The organism is Kibdelosporangium aridum (assembly GCF_900176515.1).
GTDB lineage: Bacteria > Actinomycetota > Actinomycetes > Mycobacteriales > Pseudonocardiaceae > Kibdelosporangium > Kibdelosporangium aridum.
Genome location: NZ_FWXV01000010.1, coordinates 276,158 through 295,408, shown reverse-complemented (window position 1 = coordinate 295,408; position 19,251 = coordinate 276,158). Strand labels below are relative to the sequence as shown.

At 66.1% G+C, this 19,251-nt stretch carries 16 protein-coding genes; 8 read left to right on the top strand and 8 right to left on the bottom strand.

Annotation, left to right across the window (positions count from 1 at the left end; genetic code table 11):
- Positions 1–122: 122 nt before the first annotated feature.
- Positions 123–2,255: a PQQ-dependent sugar dehydrogenase gene (locus tag B9C43_RS41995; protein ID WP_235039164.1), complete on the top strand. Its 2,133-nt coding sequence runs from the start codon at positions 123–125 to the stop codon at positions 2,253–2,255.
- 194 nt (positions 2,256–2,449) lie between these two features.
- Here the strand turns inward: B9C43_RS41995 and B9C43_RS41990 are convergent, their stop codons facing one another.
- Positions 2,450–3,340, bottom strand: a complete 891-nt coding sequence (locus B9C43_RS41990; protein ID WP_033380852.1) for a TIGR03854 family LLM class F420-dependent oxidoreductase — start codon at positions 3,338–3,340, stop codon at positions 2,450–2,452.
- A 46-nt stretch (positions 3,341–3,386) separates the two neighbouring features.
- Between B9C43_RS41990 and B9C43_RS41985 the strand changes: the two genes are divergently transcribed.
- Positions 3,387–3,866: a hypothetical protein gene (locus B9C43_RS41985; protein WP_051894925.1), complete on the top strand. Its 480-nt coding sequence runs from the start codon at positions 3,387–3,389 to the stop codon at positions 3,864–3,866.
- 6 nt (positions 3,867–3,872) lie between these two features.
- Entirely contained in the window at positions 3,873–5,063 is a 1,191-nt protein-coding gene (locus B9C43_RS41980) for an MAB_1171c family putative transporter (RefSeq protein ID WP_084432986.1), read from the top strand.
- Here B9C43_RS41980 and B9C43_RS41975 read toward each other — a convergent pair.
- Positions 5,020–5,436, bottom strand: a complete 417-nt coding sequence (locus B9C43_RS41975) for a helix-turn-helix domain-containing protein (protein WP_033380850.1) — start codon at positions 5,434–5,436, stop codon at positions 5,020–5,022. The genes B9C43_RS41980 and B9C43_RS41975 overlap by 44 nt on opposite strands.
- Positions 5,437–6,393: 957 nt before the next feature.
- On the opposite strand from B9C43_RS41975, the gene B9C43_RS41970 reads away from it, so the two are divergent.
- Positions 6,394–7,320 carry a helix-turn-helix transcriptional regulator gene (locus tag B9C43_RS41970; RefSeq protein ID WP_160097068.1) on the top strand — a complete coding sequence of 309 codons (927 nt, stop codon included), beginning with the start codon at positions 6,394–6,396 and terminating at the stop codon, positions 7,318–7,320.
- Here the strand turns inward: B9C43_RS41970 and B9C43_RS41965 are convergent.
- Positions 7,317–9,911 (bottom strand): PEP/pyruvate-binding domain-containing protein, encoded by a 2,595-nt coding sequence (locus B9C43_RS41965; RefSeq protein ID WP_084432984.1) that lies wholly within the window; start codon positions 9,909–9,911, stop codon positions 7,317–7,319. The genes B9C43_RS41970 and B9C43_RS41965 overlap by 4 nt on opposite strands.
- Positions 9,912–9,965: 54 nt before the next feature.
- Positions 9,966–11,060, bottom strand: a complete 1,095-nt coding sequence (locus B9C43_RS41960) for an FAD-dependent monooxygenase (protein WP_084432983.1) — start codon at positions 11,058–11,060, stop codon at positions 9,966–9,968.
- 33 nt (positions 11,061–11,093) lie between these two features.
- Here B9C43_RS41960 and B9C43_RS41955 point away from each other — a divergent pair, with 33 nt between their 5' ends.
- The gene (locus B9C43_RS41955; protein ID WP_084432982.1) at positions 11,094–11,861 is read left to right on the top strand and encodes an SGNH/GDSL hydrolase family protein; all 768 of its coding nucleotides are present in this window, start codon (positions 11,094–11,096) and stop codon (positions 11,859–11,861) included.
- On the opposite strand, the gene B9C43_RS41950 is transcribed toward B9C43_RS41955, so the two are convergent.
- The 3 genes from B9C43_RS41950 to B9C43_RS41940 form a co-directional block, all read right to left on the bottom strand.
- Entirely contained in the window at positions 11,815–12,999 is a 1,185-nt protein-coding gene (locus B9C43_RS41950) for an MAB_1171c family putative transporter (RefSeq protein ID WP_084432981.1), read from the bottom strand. The two genes, B9C43_RS41955 and B9C43_RS41950, sit on opposite strands and share 47 nt — an antisense overlap.
- On the bottom strand, positions 12,992–13,369 hold the full coding sequence (locus B9C43_RS41945) for a M78 family metallopeptidase domain-containing protein (RefSeq protein WP_235039163.1): 378 nt from the start codon (positions 13,367–13,369) through the stop codon (positions 12,992–12,994). The genes B9C43_RS41950 and B9C43_RS41945 overlap by 8 nt, the downstream gene beginning before the upstream one ends.
- 211 nt (positions 13,370–13,580) lie before the next feature.
- The gene (locus B9C43_RS41940; RefSeq protein WP_407657156.1) at positions 13,581–15,092 is read right to left on the bottom strand and encodes an MFS transporter; all 1,512 of its coding nucleotides are present in this window, start codon (positions 15,090–15,092) and stop codon (positions 13,581–13,583) included.
- Positions 15,093–15,138: 46 nt separating this feature from the next.
- On the opposite strand from B9C43_RS41940, the gene B9C43_RS41935 reads away from it, so the two are divergent.
- Both B9C43_RS41935 and B9C43_RS41930 read left to right on the top strand, forming a co-directional pair.
- Positions 15,139–15,537: a MarR family winged helix-turn-helix transcriptional regulator gene (locus B9C43_RS41935; protein WP_084433132.1), complete on the top strand. Its 399-nt coding sequence runs from the start codon at positions 15,139–15,141 to the stop codon at positions 15,535–15,537.
- A 28-nt stretch (positions 15,538–15,565) separates the two neighbouring features.
- Positions 15,566–16,033 carry a MarR family winged helix-turn-helix transcriptional regulator gene (locus B9C43_RS41930; RefSeq protein ID WP_084432979.1) on the top strand — a complete coding sequence of 156 codons (468 nt, stop codon included), beginning with the start codon at positions 15,566–15,568 and terminating at the stop codon, positions 16,031–16,033.
- Here B9C43_RS41930 and B9C43_RS41925 read toward each other — a convergent pair.
- Positions 15,984–17,543 (bottom strand): LVIVD repeat-containing protein, encoded by a 1,560-nt coding sequence (locus B9C43_RS41925; RefSeq protein WP_143446964.1) that lies wholly within the window; start codon positions 17,541–17,543, stop codon positions 15,984–15,986. The genes B9C43_RS41930 and B9C43_RS41925 overlap by 50 nt on opposite strands.
- Before the next feature lie 159 nt (positions 17,544–17,702).
- Here B9C43_RS41925 and B9C43_RS41920 point away from each other — a divergent pair, with 159 nt between their 5' ends.
- Positions 17,703–19,097 carry an MFS transporter gene (locus tag B9C43_RS41920; protein WP_084432977.1) on the top strand — a complete coding sequence of 465 codons (1,395 nt, stop codon included), beginning with the start codon at positions 17,703–17,705 and terminating at the stop codon, positions 19,095–19,097.
- Positions 19,098–19,251 lie beyond the last annotated feature (154 nt).

Genomic DNA, 19,251 nt, shown 5'->3' with positions numbered 1-19,251 from the left:
CCTTTGTGGTGGCAGTAGTTATGGCGCCGCCAGCGCTCGCCGAGGACCTTCCGATAGTCGACCCGATTCCAGAGAAACCGATTACATCAGGCGTTGCGCTCACCCTGGCCGAGGTGATCACCATGCCGCGCTCGGAACCCACGCCCCCGGTGACCGACGCGCGCTTACGCAGGCACGCCCGGATCAACTTCATCGGCGAAGTCCCGGACGGATCCGGCAGGTTATACGTACCAGATTTGAACAGTAAGCTCTACCTGGTCAAGGACGGCAAGACGGTCGACTACCTCGACGTCGGCGCGGCCGTCGGCCCCGACTTCTTCAACAACCGCGGCCTGGGCAGTGGCTTCGGGTTCGTGGCGTTCCACCCCGACTTCGCGCGCAACGGCAAGTTCTACACGACGCACACCGAAGCGCGCGGTGCGTTGACGACCAAGCCCGCCGACTACAACCAGCCCGGCACCATCGTGATCCAAAGCGTGGTGACCGAGTGGACGGCCACCGACCCGGCGGCCGAAACCTTCGCGGGCAGCCGGCGGGAGATGCTGCGGATCGGGTTCACCGGGTTCACCCACGCGATCCAGCAGATCGACTTCAACCCCACTGTGCCGCGTCATCACGAGGACTACGGCAAGCTGTACCTCGCGGTCGGCGACGGCGGCCGTGGCGTGTCGAGCGACGACCCGCAAAACCTGGCGCTCCCGCACGGAAAGCTGATCCGGATCGACCCCGAGGGACGCGACAGCGCGAACGGCAAGTACGGCATTCCGATCCGGAACCCCTTTGTCGGCAAGCCAGGCGCGATGGGGGAGATCTACGCGTACGGCTTCCGTGACCCGCATCGGTTCAGCTGGGACACCCTGACCCGCAGGCTGTACCTCGGCAGTATCGGTGAACACGAGATCGAGGCCGTCTACGAAGTCCGCGCGGGCGACAACTTCGGCTGGAGTGATCGTGAGGGGCCGTTCGTCTTCAAGCGCACGGACCGCTGCAACCTGTACCCGTTGCCCGAGAACGACGCCCAGTTCGGTTACACGTACCCGGTCGCAGCCTACGACCACGACCCGCCACCTGGACACTCCTGCACCGCGGACAGCGGCCACGCGATCGTCGGCGGCTTTGTCTACCGTGCCAAGGAGATCCCGGAGCTCTGGGGCAAGTACGTCTTCGGCGACCTGGTCGACGGCAAGCTGTTCTACACCAACACGCACGAGATGAAGCGTGGCGGAAAACTCGCGCCGCTGTACCAGCTGTCCTTGATGGACAACGCGGGCCGTCCGATGACCATGCAGGACTTCGCGGGCGATCGCCGTACCGACATCAGGTTCGGTACCAACAAGGCCGGGGACCTGTTCGTCCTGGCGAAGGCCAACGGCAAGATCTGGAAGGTCACGGGTACCAGGCCACTGCCGGACGTCTACCCGTCGCTGACCGGAAACCTCGTCGCCCACTACGACTTCGACCACCCGGCAAATCCCGCTCAGGAAGCGGATCGCGGCCGATCAGGCACCCCGATCGACCTGGTCAACGGCGGCGCGGACCAGCGAGTCGCGGACGGAGCGTACAAGGGAAGCAAGTTCTCCCTGCAGACCAAGCAGATCAGTCCGGCGACGGCAGGAAACGACGACTGGAAGGCCGGGATCTATTCGGCCGACGGAGTGCCGACGCTGCGAGCGTTCAACGGCGTGCGGCAGACGACGGTGATGGGCTGGGTCAAGATGACCGGCCAGAACCCCAGCCCGAATTCGAACTCGGCGAACCCGGACGACTTCTACGGCGCCATCGGCATCGCGGGAGTGCTGTCCGGCAACTCCGACGGCCACGCGGTGCGTGCGTTGCTGGAACTGATCCAAGTGGACGGTGTGATGAAGGTCGTCGCACTGGGCAGGCGGATCGACGGCAGCGCGTCGCAGACGTTCGCGGCCACTGAGGACTGGCGGACGATCCTGCCGCCGGACGAATGGGTCTTCCTCGCGGCGACGTTCGACTTCAACACCGGCAAGATGGCGTTGTACAAGAACGGCCAAGCGTTGCCGGGGTCCTATGTGGTCGCCGGAGATCCGTGGGGCATCGGCACGGGCCAAGGCCCGTACTCCGCTTCGCCGACCGACCCGCGTGGCATCAAGATCGGCGGCAGTTTCCCGCAGGACAACCGGGAAGGCAACCCCTGCAACTGCCGGTTCGACAACTTGATGTTCCTCGACCGCGCGCTGGAGCCATGGGAGATCCAGAGCCAGTACGCGTTGACACGGTCCTGAGGAAGCGGTACAGCGGTTATGGACCTTTCACAACCCGGACTCCGAGCCAACGGTCCGTTCGCAAATCTAGTTGTCCGCAACCCAGCCATCACCCCCTGTTGATCAAGCGCCATCGATAGACTGGACCGGGGACGCCCCCCAGGGAGCGGCGGGGGCTGTCCTTGGCCAGGGGTCGGGTGCTTGGTCCACAATGGTCAGACTGGGTCGGGGATGTCCCGTTCCAGTGGCATCAGCTTCGCCGCGAAGTCGTCGAGAAACGGCCGGACCCGCGCAGCCGGATCCACCTGACGCACCACGAACTTCGTCAACCCCGCGTCGATGTACTCCTCAATCAAGTCCCGTGCCTGATCCCACCCCTGTGGGATGACCTCCCGCGGATCCACCTCAGGCTGCCGAGCCCTGGCCGCATCGAGCAGCGCGGGCGGAATGCCGTCAGTCGCCACCGCGATGCTGACGCCGTAGTGATCCGCCTCGATCTCCCGGCCGGCCGCCGCCGCTGCCGCCTCGATCGTGCGCTTGGCCAACCTGGACTGCGCGGGGGTGAGGAAGCTGCCCAGCCAGCCGTCCGCCAGCCGGCCGGTGCGTTCGAGTCCTGGCCTGGCCGTCCCGGCCAGCCAGATGTCCATGCGGCGTGGACGTGGCCTGATCGACGCGTTCTCCAGCGTGTGGAACGTGCCGTTGAACGTCACCGCGTCCTCGGTCAGCAGGCGGCGGATCACCTGCATGGTCTCGTCGAACAGCTCTCCCCGTTTCCCGTGCGGCACCGGAAAGGCTTGCCGTTCCGGTTTCCTCGCCGGTTGCAGGCCGAAGACCGGCAGGACGCGTTTGGGGGCCAGCGCCGCCAGCGATGCCAGTTGCTTGGCCACCAGGATCGGGTTGCGGCCCGGCAGGACGGCCACACCCGTGCCGACCTTCATGTTCTGGGTTCGCGACAGGGCGTACGCCATGCCGATGAACGGGTCTACGTGCTCGGCGAACACCACCTCGGAAAACCAGATCGAGTCGATCCCGATCTCTTCAGCGTGATCAATCGCCTCGACAAAATCCTCGTGCGGGCCGAGGCCAACTCCGATGCGGACCTTCATACCCACCATCCTTGCCGGGTAGCCTGCGAAACGGGAGGACTGGGGAATGGGGAAGCTACGGCGACGTTGCGAACAGCGCCTGCGCGCGTTCACCATCCCGCAGCCGTTCGATCTCGTCACTTTCTGTGCTCACGTCAGTGAGCTGCGTGGCCGCCGCCTGGAACTCAGGCCGATTTCCGGGTTGTCGGCGTCCGCTCCGTGCGGGATGTGGGTGTCCATGGCCGAGGTCGACGTCATCCTTTACGAACCGGCCACCTCGAAATTGCACTCCGAGCACATCATCCTGCACGAATTGGCGCACATGTTGTGCGATCACCGGCTGAGCATGGACTCTTCGGTGCTGCGCAAGCTTTTGCCGAGCCTCAGCCCGGAAATGGTGCGGCGGGTGCTCGGCCGCGTCGACTACGCCACCGAACAGGAGCAGGAGGCCGAAATGCTCGCCTCGCTGATCCGCGGTGGCGGCGGCAGGCAGCAGGCCAGGGACGCGCTGTCGCGGATGACCGAGGTGTTCAGTCCATACACGTAGGAGGCTGTGCCGCTGAACGCGATACTTCTGGTGTTGCTCTGGGGGTTGGTGGCCGCTTGGCTGCCGTCGTTGCGGCGCGGTCGCAAGCAACGGGCAGTCTGGTTGACCTTTCTGCCCATCGCGATCATCAAAACCATCTCGCTGCAGCCGATCGCGACGGCCATCCAGTCCGCGCTCGGCACCAACGCCGACGCCGTGATCAAACACTTGCTCGCCATCGCGGCCGCGGTCAGCCTGCTGCGGTTCGTCGCGCTGATCACGGGCCGGCCGCCGAGGCGCTACCAAGTCGTGCTGGGCCTTGTGGTCGCGGCGGTGCTCGCCGGACTTTTCACAGTTGCCCGCGACGGCATTCACAGTTCTGCCGACGATCTGCTCGCCGAACCGCACACCGCGCCCGTCGAACTGGCGTACTGGTTGCTGCTTGAGGTGTACCTGGGGACTGTGTTGTGCACGGGGTGTTTGCTGGTCTGGCGGGTGAGCCGGGTGTCGCCGACGAACCCGCTGCGGGTCGGGATGTGGTTGATGTGCGCCGGAACCGGTCTCAACGCGGTGTACGCGGCGTACAAGTCCGCGTACCTGGTGGCGCATGCCGCGGGCGTCGAACTGCCGAAAGACGTTGTCGCGGCGATCTCCGACACCATGCTTCCGGTCGCCGGACTGCTGATCGTCAGCGGCGTTCTGGTGCCTGGGTGGAGCCTCGCGCGGGAGCTCGTTGGCCTGCGCCTGTCGATGCGTGCGCTGGCGCCGTTGTGGCGCACCATGCGGGAAACGTTCCCGGAGATGATCCTGTACGTCTCCGAGAAGCTGCCCAGCGCCGACGGGGTGCTCGCGACCGCGCGGCTGCGGCTGTACCGCCGGTTGATCGAGATCCGCGACGGGATGCTGGAACTTCGGGGTTACGTACCAGCGGACACGGCCGGCCAGGCGCGGGAGTTCCTGGCCGCGCGCGGCGTTCACAGCGAACACGTCGCCGAGGCGTGCTGGATCGAAGTCGCACTACGCCGCAAAAGGGCTGGTGGCCGGCCGTGCCCCGGTGGCTGGGAGGCGATGCCGGGCGGTGCGGACGAGCAGGAGGAGGCCAGGTGGCTGGCGAAGGTCAGCCGGGCGCACCACAAGTCGCGCCATCCGGCCGAGTTCGCCGAGCGGTACCAGGTCAGTCCGTCCGCTTCCGCTCATTCTCCAGCTCCCACACCTTGAGGATCATGTTGCTGATCGTCTCCCGGCTGCTCGGCGACAGATCCGCGGCCCGCAGGGCGATCTCGGTGACTCCGGTATCGCGCAGCGCGGACAGCAGTTCGAGCTCGCCGTCGATCTTCTTGGTCTCCTCGTCGTCGAGGAAGTACGCGACCGGGACGCCGAAGAACGTGGCCAGCGCGGTCAGGTGCTGGATCGTCGGGTTGTCGCGGCGGCCGGTGCGCAGCTGCCAGATGTAGGTGTGCGAGATGGAAATGCCCTGCTGTTCCTTGATGGCCTCGGCCACCGCGTTGTGGCTGTACTCGCCTTGACCGGCCGGCCGGACACGCTGGAACAGCCGGTCGAGCTTCTCGGCGATCGAGAACCGCGCGGTCACCTGACCTCCTCGACGCTGCGGGCTGGCTAAACATCAGTTGCTCGTAAAATGGTACATCGCCAGCTTGCGTTGACGGGACTCGTAACGCTGGTTTACGCTCCGTTCAGCATCCAACTTACTGGGGACGTCGATTTTCGAGGGGTGCCATGGTCGATACGACCGCACTGTCCACTGTGTACTTTGCGACCGGGTTCGTCGCGCGGCGTGTTCGCCCGGTCGCTGTCCGCGCCTTCCACTATGGACTTCGCGACGGCGGGCGTTGATCGCGAACAGCGACCGGACATGGACGCAGTGTCAGTGCTCAACATTGAATCACCGGGCTCCACATCGCACAGATCGGCGCCGCCGATAGGCCAGTCGGGGGACAACTGGCCTCGGCGCTCGGATTTTCCCCCGTCATGGGACCGAGTCAGCGAAGATTCACCGGTCTGTCATCGCCGATCGCTACGTTGGGGCAGCCTCGGTGGTCACAACAGCGGACTTCAGGTGGGAGGTCGTTTCACCAGTGCACGGGACGAGCCCGGTGAAGTCCACTATGGATGAGTGGTCGAAGCAGCTGGCAACGATTGCAGCCGGACCGCATGGGAGGGTTCCCTGCCACCGGTACACCTGCCGGCGGGGGACTTGCAGTCCGCAACTTGCCGAAGTTGCGCTGTTTTGCCGCTGTATTACCGAAAAGGAGGCCACCGCCGTGCCAACCGGCCATCCGACGGCTGGCACACGCGAACCGGCGTGGCATCCGGGCGCATTCTCCGCGTCCTGCTTGTTCACGGGGCCCGGGCGGGTCATCCTCGACTGGAGGCGACGAGGACACCACGCCGCGCCGGCGGTATTTCACCGCCGCTCCCGCGCTCTTGTGGAACGGGAGGCGAAGTATGCGCCGATTTTTTCGGCGCGCAAGGAGGGGGAAGGGAACTCGGCCGGTGTTCATCGGGTCGAATGAGGGTGAGGGCGAGCATGAAGAGCCACAGGCTTGGCGTGGGCGGCCAGGCTGAGATCGGCTACCGGGCATTACTGACCCGGTCACGATGGCAGCCGGAACGCCTCGAACACGCGTTGGCATGGTCACCGCAGCAGTGCGCGACCGTGCTGGCGGAACTGCGCACCGAAGGGCTGGTGACGAACTCCGCCGTGGAAGCTGGCTCGGTGCGGGCGATCCAGCCTTGTCTGGCGCTACCCGCGCTGGCAGCGCGGCGATTGTCCGGTGGGCCGATGCCGAGCGCGGCGGCCGTCGAGACTTTTGTGTCACTGCACGAACAAACCACCGGCAGGCTGGACGACGCCGCGCCGCTGTCCGATATGGACGAGGTGCTCGCGGTCGTCGAGCGGCTGGCCGCACGGGTCCGTAACGAAGTTGTCGTGCTGACCCCGGTCTACGATCCGCGATCGTACGAGTTCGCCGAGCACATCGCCGAGGGGGTGCTCCGCCGTGGCGCGGGGCTTCGGATGCTCTGGCGGACCGACATCGCGGCCGTGGATTACGCGGTCTGGCTGGGCAAGCGCGGGTATACGCCGCGGGCCACGGCGAACGTGCCGGTCAGGGCGGTCGTGGTGGACGGACTCGTGGGGGTGGTGCTCAGTGAATCCGGTGCGGGCCGGGTGATCCGAGCCGAGTCCGAACTGCGGTCGCTGGTCGCGTTGGCCGACGGGCTGTGGGCCCAGAGCGTCGAAGTCAGCCAGGTCCCTAAGGGCAAACCGACGAGGTCGCGGCACGAACTCGTGCTGCGGATGCTCGCGCAGGGACTGACCGACGACGCGATCGCTCGCCGACTGGGGGTGAGCGTTCGCACGGTCCGCGGCGATGTCGCGTCCGCGATGGTGGAACTGGACGCCCGCAGCCGGTTCCAAGCGGGCGTCCGTGCGATGCAAATGGGATTGCTCTAAGCGGGAAGCACAGTGCCGGTCGCACCGTCAACGGTGATGGTCTGACCGGTGGTGATCCGATGAGTGGCGTCCGCGACGCCGACGACGGCCGGGATTCCGTATTCCCTGGCCACGACGGCGCCGTGGGAGTTCGCGCCGCCCATCTCCATCACCAGGCCACCCGCGGTCAGGAACAACGGTGTCCAGCCGGGATCGGTCGACGGGGCGACCAGGATCTCGCCTGGCTCAAGGCGAGCACCCACGGGATCGAGCACAACCCGTGCGGTGCCAGTGACAGTGCCCGCGGACGCCGGGGTGCCGGGCAATGAACCGTCCTCGGTCGCGGCTGCCTGGGAAACGGACTCCACGTCGGTGCCGTCGGACAGCATCACCCTCGGGATCCGGCGTCGCCGCAGCTCCTGCTCGTAGCTCTCGCGGTTGCGCGAAACCACATCGTGCAAGGCCGTTCCACCCAGAGCCGCCCTGATCTGCTGGAAATCAAGGAAGAACACGTCGCCGGGCGCCGCGATCCTCCCGGCCGCGGCCAGCTCGGCGCCGATCACCTTGAGATGCCTGCGGACCGAGCCCAGCGCGATCACCATGAAGTACTTCGGCATCTCCCGGATCCCGGCGAGCGCACGGGCCCGGCCGAGCGCGAAGCGCAGCAATCGCTTGCGCCGTGGCGCTTCGGCGACCAGCCGGTCGATCGCGGCCTCGGCTTGCGCCGCACCACGGGCGAAAACCGCGTCCGGTGCGGCATCCGGATCGTCCAGTCGCATGTAGTTGGCCAGCACACCAAGGATGTGTGTCGGATCATCGGACCAGCGGGGCATCCCGACATCGATCTCCGCGACCGCGCGGTCTCCCCATATCTCAAGGAATTCGGTCAAGCCGATGTCCGGCAACGTGCCCGTCTGGTAGCGCTTCCCGAGTTCCTCGGCGGATTCGGTGCCGAACAGCTCCGCGGCATCGCTTTGCTGGATCCGGGTGACCAGGTTCCACAGCTCCAGGTCCATCTCGGTGGTGATGTTGTTGGGCAGTCCACGCAGCACCGCCTGCACTTCACCGGGCCGCCCGACGATCTTGCTGGCCAGGCCGAGCATCAGGAAACCCGCCGCGGCGCTGGGCAGCACGCGCGGAACCACCGGGAAGACGTGCCGCAGCAGCACTTCCTGGACGTGGTCGAGCCGCTCGGCCGGAGTCGCGGTGGACGGCAACGCGATCCGGCGGCGGATCTCGTGGCCGACTCGTTCCACGAACTGATGCGCCAGTTGCGGACTGATGATCGCCTGCAGAACCCGGTACGGCACTCGGAGCCGCAGCGCCAGCCGGAGTACCCGGCCGATCACCTTCCGGCGCGGTGCCGGCACGAGACTGAACCGCGGATCGTCGAACAAGGTGCGCAACGCCTTGCCTGAGCGTGCCTCCATCACGCCGAGAACCTTCGGCATGATGAACCGCCCTGCCTCGCTGCGCACGGCTGCGGTCGCGTCGATGTATCCCCGCATACCGATCTCGACGAACCCGGACGGTCCGGCGAGCGGATCGGCCACCGGCAAGCCGAGGATGTCCTTGCTGACACTGCTGGCAAGAAGCCGGAAAGCCGCGAGCCCGCTCGGCGTGATCGGCCGGTACAGCCCCTGCGCAACGGTGAAGGAGAAGTACGCCCGAGTGTCCGCAGTGGACGTGGTTCGCGCTGGTAGCGGGTACAGCGTCGTGATCGGCCGTGACTGGGTGAGCCACAGCTCACCGTCCGCGTCGATCGCCCACTCGGTGTCCTGCGGGCTGCCGTAGTGCTGCTCCACTCGTTCGCCGAGCTCTGCCAGGGCAATGACCTGAGCGTCTGTGACACACGCGTCCGTTGTGGACTCACGCTCGATGTGCTCGGTACCGCCGCCGGGCAACGAGCGGATCACCACACGTTTGTCACCGAGCCTGCGATCGACGATCTCGCCGTCGTGCACAACGAAATGGTCCGGGTTCACCGCGCCGGAGACCACTGCCTCGCCGAGGCCGGGGCTCGCGTCGATCACGTACTCGTGGCGCCGCCCGGTCACCGGGTTGGCCGTGAACATCACACCGGCCACTTCGGACTGCACCATCCGCTGGATCACCACAGCCAGCGCGACGGTCCGGTTGTCGATCTCATTGGTGGCGCGGTATGCGTAGGCACGATCTGTCCACAGTGAAGCCCAGCACCGGCGGACCGCGTCGAGAACCGCGTCGGCACCGACGATGTTGAGGTACGTGTCCTGCTGGCCGGCGAAACTGGCGAACGGCAGGTCCTCGGCTGTGGCCGAGGAGCGCACAGCGACCGGGACGTCCGGCCCCAGGTGCTCGTAGGCGCTCACGATCGCCTTGCTGATCTCGCTGGGGATCGGCGTGCCGAGAATCAGCTCACGGGCTTTCGCCGCGTCGTGGCTGCCGCCAAAGAATCGTGAACTGATCCCGGCCAGCGCGGCGACTTCCTTGTACGCGTCAGTGGTGATGCAGAACCCGGGCGGGACCGGCAATCCTGCCCTGGTCAGCTCACCGAGGTTCGCCGCCTTGCCGCCGACCGCGGCGAGCATGTCGGCGGAGATGTCCTCGAAGTCCCGAGACCACGTCGTCATGGCGCCGAGGTTAACACAATCTCAACGCTTGATGAAATAATTTGGACGGGTGGCTTACGCGATCCGTTCGTCCCAGTCGATCTCGTGGTCGTACAGCCAGTGCCGGTCCTGCGAGCCCGGCGCGGCCACCCGGCGGTTCGGGTCCGTGCTCAGCGCCGCGCTTTCGGCGACCAAGCGCTCGACCCGTGACCGGCGGATACCGGTGTACTTCTCGAACGCGGCACGCCTGTCCGCGATGTCCCGCAGGCACTGCCCCAGAATCACGCTGTCCTCCAACGCCATCGACGCACCCTGCCCCGCTGCGGGCGACGCAGCGTGCGCGGCGTCACCCACGAGCACCATGGAATCGTTGTGCCAGTGCCGGGTCTCGGGCACGTCGTAAGCGTTGGTGATGAACAGGTCATCGGTCGACCGGACAATCTCGGCGGCCGGCGTCTTGTCGCCGGCGAGCAGGTCGATGAAGTTCTGCTTGGTCGCCGTGCTCAAGTCCAATTCGGGCGCACGGCTGAACCACCAGGTCTCCCCGTCCGGCGCGGTCGTGTAGCCGAAGAACGCCCGGTTGCCTGCGATCATCCGGTACGCGTCGGCGGACTGCTGGAACGAGGCGGCCTTGGTGTAGCCGTACGCGATGGTCAGGCCGGTGGACCTGGGCGCGGACGCCTCGGGGTCGATGATCGCGCGCGTCGCCGAGTGGATGCCGTCCGCACCGACCAGCAGATCGCCTTCAGCGGCAGTGCCGTCCTTGAACTGTGCGCGCACCACACCGTCCACAGTCGACGCGGAGACCAGACGCTTGCCGTGGTGCAGCGTGATACCGCGCCGCGTGGCTTCGTCGTGCAGGACGCGGTAGAGCACCGCCCGCTTGAGAGTCTGGGCACCGCCGCGCATCGGGTTGAGCGTGATCCGGGTGCCTGAACCGTCCAGGTACTCCACGTCGGTCGCGGGGAACCCGGCATCGATGACCGGCTGGTGCGCCTCGACCGCGTGCAGGGCGTTCATCCCGTTGCGCATGATGGTGAGGAACGCCCCAATGTCGTCGGCCCCGGTGTCGTACGCCTCGTAGATCACCGGCGTGATCCCGGCTTTTCGCAAGGCCATCGCAGTCACCGCACCGGCGATGCCGCCCCCAATGATCAGTGCCTTGGTCATGAGTCGAACCTAGCGTCGATTAGCCTGGCTGACATGAGCAAGCGCTTAGTCGTGATGGGCGACTCCTTCACCGAAGGCGTGGGTGATGACGACCCCGCTTACCCCAACGGGGTCCGCGGCTGGGCCGACCGGGTGGCCGAGCAACTGGCCGTGCACGAACCGGACCTGCAGTACGCCAACCTCGCGGTCCGCGGCAAGCTGATGGGCCAGGTACTGGCCGAGCAGTTGGACCAGGGCCTGGACATGCGGCCGGATCTGGTCACGCTGTACGCGGGTGGCAACGACCTGATGCGCCCGTCGGTGGACATCGACGCCATGATGGACGACTACGACAAGGCGATCGGCAGGCTGGCCGAAACCGGCGCGACGGTGGTCGTGTTCACCGGTGTCGACGGCGTCGAGGACGCACTGTTCCGCAAGATGCGTGGCCGCGTGGCGATCTACAACGAGCACACGAGGGTCATCGCCAAGCAGCGCGGCGCCCTGGTCGTGGACATGTGGGCGATGCGGCAGCTACGGGACAGGCGGATGTGGGCGCCTGATCGCTTGCACCTCAACAGCCTTGGCCACACCGCGGTCGCGATCGAGGTCCTGGCGGTGCTGGGCGTCGGACACACGTTGGCCGAGACCGAACTCGGGCCCCGGGAGGTGTTGACCACCCGGGAACGTCGTGCCCAGAACCTGCAGTGGAGCCGGGAACACGCGTGGCCGTGGGTGCAGCGGCGGCTGCGTGGCGAGTCGTCCGGTGATCACATCAAGCCGAAACGCCCTGTCCTGGCGCCGGTTCGGGCGCAGGACTGACCTTCCGGAACGCGCGGGCGACGTCCATCAGGAACGCGGTGTCGCTCTCCAGGTCACGTCCACCCGCGACGGCGACCATCTCGCTGTCCCGGGTCGGCGCGCCCGCGCGTTTCGCGGCGACGGCAGCGGCCAGCATGTTCGCCTCGACCAGCGCGTCGAGGCGCCGGCCGTCGATACCGGACGCTTTGGCCCGGGTGGCCGAGCCGATCTCGGGATCGAGGTACGGCTGCAAAGCCAGCCGCCCGTCCCGGATCTCGATCACCCGCCGGTACAGCCGGAGATCCACATCGGTGGGCAGCAACAGCTCGGCCGCGGCCGAGCGCGGCGGGATCAACGCGATCTGCGGCGTGGCTTGGTAAAGCGCGAGCCACAGCGGCCGCAACCGGTGGTACGTCCGCAGTCTGGCGAGCCAGCCGAACAAGGCGTTCAGCCCGAGTTTCGGTGCCCATGTCGGGACCGTCACACCGACCAGCACGAAGATCGCGGCCAGCAACGGCAACATGCGATCGAGAAAACCGCCGAACGCCTTGGGATAAGCGATGTCGAAGCGTGCCGCGGCGAAGAACAACGCCTTGTGCACGTGGTAGAGCAGCGAGCTCATGATGCCCGCGGACACCATGCGCAGACCGAGTTTGCCGATGAACGTGCCCGACAGACCGGCGTACTGCCAGCACAACACGGCGGTCCTGACGAACGCGGGCAGCAGGCCGGTCATGAAGACCAGCCAGTACTCCAGCACCCATGGCTCGGCGGCGTACCGTCCGGCGAACCGGACGTCGTCAACCGGAGTGTCGGCGAGCGCGAACAACACGGTGATCGCCACGCCGACGGTCACCGGCCACCACAGGTGTTTGATCTTGGATCCGTTGAGCCGCAACATCATCGCCTGCGCTGCCCACGCGACCACCAGCATGGACAGATGGGAGACCAGCCTGCCGAGGTTCGGCACCCCGGAGATCTGACTGATCAGTCCGTACGGCGCGGGCGCCATGGCGGTGAGCGAGCAGGCCAGGCCGACCAGGATGAGCCACAGGGCGAACCCGTCGGTGGTGTTGCGGCGCCAGCGGTCGATCAGTTTGCCCGCGACGAACGCCCAGGCCAGGATCGCCGGTCCGTAGAGCCTGATCCAGTCACTCATGGGGTTCCGGCCAGCCGAACGCGGCGTTGATCCGGCCTGCGACGTCCGTGCCGTGGCCCGGCATGGCTTCCCGCTGGGCACGTTGCCTGATCAGGGACGCCAGCAGCTCGGCTTCCTGCTCCTCGGCCGCGTCGTACGAGGTGCGGCCCAGGATCCGGCGGACCATCGACGGGTTGAGGTTCGGCATGAGCAGCCGCAGCATCTCGTTGTCCGACAGCCGGGCCGGGTAATGGTCGCAGAGCACGTGGCTCAGCTCGTGCAGGATGATGTGTTCCTGGTGCGGCGGGGTGGTGGACGCCTCGTAGAAGATCATGTCGGCGTTCTTCGCGGCCACCCACAACCCGAGCACACCACTGTCGCCGCAGTTCATCGGCGTCAACGTGATTGCCCGGCCGCGCTGTTGTGCCACTCGTTGACACAGAGCGCGGGCGTCAAACGGTTGAGGCAATGGCAAAGCGCGGGCCGTCGCCTCACAGCGGCGACGGATCTCCCGAAGGCTCCCGCGCGTCATAGGTTTCTTGTACCACGCCGAGGAGTCCCTCGTGAGTGCGTCAACTCACGAGGGACATACCTCCAGTTGCCTACGCGTTGGCGAGTTCGAGCTCCGCCTCGACCGCGCGGGCCTTGTTCTCCTTGCGGCTGGCGAGGATCCCCGAGAGGGCCACGATCACGCCGACCACGGCGATCCCGGCGACCACGGCGAGGCCGGGGAAGTAGCTGGCAAGCAGCTCGTCCGGGGTGACCTGGGCGGTGTGCGTCTCGTTGGCCGAGATCACCGCGGTCACGATGGCCAGCCCGACCGCGCCACCGACCTGCAGTGACGTGTTGACCAGGCCCGAGGCCAGACCCTGCTCCTCGTCCTTGACCCCGGCCGTCGCCTGGATGTTGAACGACGTGATGGACAGGGCACACGCGACACCGAGCAGAAGCATGCTTGGCAGCACGACGCCGATGATGTTCGGCGAGACGTCCATGCCCAGCATGAACGCGTAGCTGCCGACCAGTGCGACGATGCCGATCATCAGCAGCCTTGGTGTGCCGAACCGGTCGATGACCTTGTCCATCTTGGTCGAGCTCGCGGCCACGATCACCGCGGCGGGCAGGAACGCCAGCGCGGTCTCGATCGCCGACCAGCCCAGCAGGCGCTGCATGTACTGCATGACGATGAACTGGAAGCCGACGTACGAGCCGAAGAAGATCATCGCGCCCAGGTTGGCCCGGACCAGCGAACCCGACCGCAGGATGCCCAGCCGGACCAACGGGTGGCTGCTGCGCCGCTCGATCACGACGAATGCCGTGAGCAGAGCCACAACGACGGCGAACGAGATGATGGTGAACGGGTTGGCCCACCCGATCTCGGGGGCCTGCACGATCGTGTAGACCAGCAGCAGCATGGCCGCTGTCGACGTGATGGCACCGCCGACGTCGTAACCCTGGCCGTTGCGCTCCGGACGACCGTCGTCCGGGACGAACTTGAACGCGGCGATCAGGATGACCAGACCGATCGGGCCGGGCAGCAGCAGCGGCCAGCGCCAGCCGATCTCGGTCAGCAGCCCGGACGCGACCAGGCCGAGGGAGAAACCGCTCGCGGCGCAGACCGCGAAGATGCTCAGTGCCCGGTTGCGAGCCGGACCTTCGTGGAACGTCGTGGTGATGATGGACAGGGCAGCGGGCGCGGTGAACGCGGCGGCGACACCCTTGATGAATCGTGCGGCGATCAGCAGCTCAGGGCTGCTCACCAGACCCGCGGCCAGTGAACCGACGGAGAACACAGCGAGTGCGACGAGCAGAACCCGCCGCCTGCCAAGCAAATCAGCGGCCCGTCCGCCAAGCAGGAGAAGGCCGCCGTACCCCAGGATGTAACCGCTGACCACCCACTGCAGCGCAGCGGTGGACATGTTCAGGTCCTCACGGATGGCCGGCAGTGCGACGCCGACCATGGAGACGTCGAGAGCGTCGAGGAAGACGACGCCGCAAAGCACCACCAGCGCGCCCCACAGCCGGGGTCCCCAGCGCACATCAGAGGTGGAAGTAGTCGTTGACTCGATCACGTCGGCCACTATTGCATGCACGCGCATTCGATGCAACCGCATTTAATGACTTTGCATTAAATGCGCCTGCAGTGGTAGGGTGCCGGGCATGGCCGCCGATGCTGACCGGCCGCTCGTCTGTGAGTGGCGGGAGATGTTGTCTCTGCACGCCCGGACTTGGGGCGCACTCGAGCGTGAGCTCAACGAGCGACATGGTCTTGGTGCGAGCGAGTTCGAGGTCCTGGACCGGCTGATCGAGACTGAGAACCCGAAGTGCCGCGTGCAAGAGCTGTCGGCCGGAATTCACCTCAGCCAGAGCGCACTGTCCCGGCTGATCGCCCGGCTGGAGCGAGACGGGCTGGTGGAGCGTGGCATGTGTCACGACGACCGCCGCAACATCTTCGTCACCCCGACGGAAGCGGGCCGGGCGCTGCATGCCGAAGCGGTGAGTACGCACCGGGCGGTCCTCGCGGAGGTCTTCGCGCGCGCCACCGAGATTGTTCGCTGACGAACAGTCCCGTACTAGACTGGTTGTCATGCAGCTCGACCTGGTGTTGTACCTCAGTCAAGCCAGTCATGCGCTGACCCTCGAACTGACGGCGGCCCTGGCCGACCTGGGGATCACTCCACGGCATCAGTGCGTCCTGCAGAAGGCGCTGCCTGGAAACCTGACGCAGAACCGTCTCGCGGAGCTGGCGGCCCTCGACAAGACGACCATGGTCGTGACCGTGGATGAGTTGGAACGCGCGGGCTACGCCGAACGCCGTCCCTCCGAGACCGATCGCCGCGCCCGCGTGATCACGGTGACTGAGGCAGGCGAGGAAATCCTCGCCAAGGGGCAGCAAGTCGTGTCCCGGGTGTATGCCGACGTGTTGTCCGAACTCCCTGCGGCGCAACGAAAGTCTTTTGTGGACGCGCTGGTGACCTTAGTCGAGGGCCGTCTGGCCAACCCGGTCACGGTGGGCAAGCCAGTCCGTCGTCCCCGCGCCCCGAAGCTGGTCTGACACACGCGGTGCAGTCGTTGTACTGGGCGAACATGTAATCCCCGCAGGTCAAGGACGAAGTGAACGGGTAGGTACCGGGGGCGAACTTCACCACCTGCAGACCGGAGAAGAGCGAGTTGAACCAGATCTCGCCATCGCGTGCCCGCACGACAGGCGGCGAGACCGTGAAGTCCGGCGCTGGATCGGCCGGCCCGAGCGTGCCGGGGTTGAAGTACGCGAGCTCTCTGGGTGAACGCGGGTCGCGGATGTCGTAGACGCGCAGTCCCGATGCAAAGCCGGAGCAGGCAAGGATCGTCGGATTGTCGAGTCTGTCGGGACGGCACATGTGCGTCCCGTAGCTGAATGCCGCGTAGATCCCCAGTGTGGGGACGAACGGTGTGTTTCGGGGGAATGCGGGCCGGTCGAAGTTCAGCGCCGAGGCGCACCGCGCCGGCTCACCGATCTCCTGCGTCAACGTCGCAACGATCCGTGGCCGGCGCTCGTCGGAGATGTCGATGATGTTCGGGTACTGGAACGGCGAGAGGGTCTGGCTCGTGCAGCCCATACCGCCGAATCCCACGGAATTCAGGCCGCGCTCCCCGTACTGCAGAAGGTACTTCCGATTGCCGTATCGGACCGGGAAGAACCCGTGTGACCATTGCGTGTTCGCGAGGGTCAGCCGGCTGAGCAGTCGCATGTGGCCGTGCCGGAGCTGCGAGCTGTCGTAGATCAGAAGCTCGGACGGATTCGTGTCTCCGCCACGGTTGTCCTTGTCTTCGGGCCCGATGTGGGCAACATATGTTCTCGTGCCGTCCTCGCTGGTCGCGCCGCCGTGGACGTGGCGAGAGAACGTTGCGAGCGGGCGAGGCTGGGCGGTGTCGGTGACGTCGATGGCCAGTGACGGCAATTCGGAGTCGGTGCCCCAGCCGGCGAAATAGACCATTCCGTCCGGCGAGAACCACCCCTCGTGCGAATCACCGATGCCCGGCACCGCGCCACTGAAGAGAAGCCTTGGGTGTCGGCAGTCTTCCTTGATGGAGTAGATCTTGAAGCTCAAGTCCTCGTGGACGCCGGCGAGCAGTCCTCGCCCGGCATGGACTCGTAGCGACTCGGCCGGATTGACTGGAAGGAGCGCTGTCCGAACAGGATTGCGGGAATCGGACATGTCGAGGACCTCGGTACCGCCTCGGCCGAGAACGCCGTCGGCTGAGGCGATGGCCTGGTAGAGACAGTCCTTATAGGAGTCAAGGCTCACTCCGCCGTACACCTTGGGTGTCGGTGTCCCAGTCGTGTCTCCCACGCTTGCGATGAGGTCGAGGTTGCAGTTGTAGCCGTCGGCTGCCCGGCCGTTGAGCCGGTCGGGCAACGGCACCTGGCCCTGAACGCCCGTCTCGACGAGGTCGCCCGCTCGGCACGTTGCTCGCGCCACCGGGCCAGTGAAGGGCTCCTCCTCCGGCACGGTCTCGACCGCCGACGTGGATGTCAGGGCGAGCACCGCGGCGGAGAGAGCCAGTCCTACTCTCGTTGCCATGGAACGATTCCAGCCGGGAGGCAGGCGCGGCGGCAGTCCGGATCGTCATGAACCCCCCATGACTTTCGTCAGCTGCCGGAACATGGGTCCTAGACGTTCGCTACAGGATCACTCTGTTCTAGATTGTTTGTTAGCGGACTATCTGTTAGCGTGACCCGCATGCTGACTGAGGGGTCACCGAAGACACGTAACCGCTGGTGGAGCCTGCTGATTCTGTGCGCGGGCCAACTGATGATCATCCTGGACGGCAGCATCGTCACCGTGGCGATGCCGGCGATCCAGCGTGAACTCGGCTTCACGCAATCCGCTCTCGCCTGGGTCGTGAACGCCTACCTGATCGCCTTCGGCGGCCTGTTGCTGCTCGCCGGGCGGCTTGGTGACTTGATCGGCCGCAGGCGGATGTTCGTCGCGGGCCTCATCGTCTTCACCGCCGCATCCCTCCTTTGTGGAGTGGCACCCAGTCAGGAAATGCTGATCGTGGCGCGGTTCCTGCAAGGGGCCGGTGGTGCCATGGCGAGCGCCGTGGTTCTCGGCATGGTCGTCACGATGTTCCCGGAACCCAAGGAGCAGGCCAAGGCCATCGGCGTGGTCAGCTTCGTGTCCGCGTCGGGTGCGTCCATCGGGTTGCTGGCAGGGGGAGTGCTCACCGATGCCATCAGCTGGAACTGGATCTTCTTCATCAACGTCCCGATCGGCGTCGCCGCGACGGTTCTGGCTCTCACGTTCGACAAGGACCGGGGCATCGGGTTCGGCAAAGGCGCGGACATCATCGGCGCGGTGCTGGTCACCGGCGGCCTGATGCTTCTCGTCTACGCCATTGTGGAGACCAACCCGGTACTTCTCGCGGCCGCAGTGGCGCTCATCGCAGCCTTCCTTGTCAGGCAAGCGAAAGCAGCTACTCCGCTGCTGCCGTTGCGCATCTTCCGGTCCAGGGCGGTCTCGGGTGCCAACGTGGTCCAGATGCTGATGGTCGCGGGTCTGTTCGGCTTTCAGTTCCTCGGTGCCCTTTACCTGCAACAAGTCCTGCACTACGACGCACTGCGGACAGGCCTGGCCTACCTGCCGGTCACGGTCGCCATCGCGCTGGTTTCCCTGTTCGTGGCGCCGAAGCTGAAGCCGGCGGTGGCGTTGCCCGGCGGACTCGTGGGCATCACCGTGGCTCTGTTGCTGCTCACGCAAGCGCCAGTGAACGGGCAGTACCTTGTCCACGTCCTGCCGGTGATGATCCTGCTCGGCATCGGCGGCGGCATGGCGATGCCCGCGGTCATGGGGCAAGCGATGTCCGGTGCCACGCCTGAGGATTCGGGTCTCGCGTCCGGGCTGGTCAACACCACTCAGCAAGTCGGCGGCGCCGTCGGGCTGGCCGTGTTGTCGACGTTCGCGGCGTCACGGACGGAAAGCGAGCTGGCCAATGGGACTGCGAACGTTGAAGCGCTCAACAGTGGGTTCCACTTGGCTTTCGGGGTCAGTGCAGGCTTTGTCGTCGCCGCGATCGTGGTCGCGCTGACCGTGCTGCGGCGGTCCAGGAAGCCGGAACTGGCTCTCGCCGGTTGAACCAAATGGCCTACGCCCTCGGCCGACAGGCTGAGGGCGTAACCGTGGTTGTGCGAACAGTAATTATCCTTCTTCGTAAGTTGCCAGGGGCGGAACAATTCTGGGGAAGGTTGAATTGTTCACCGACAATCAGCACGCGGTAGCGTCGCGTAGT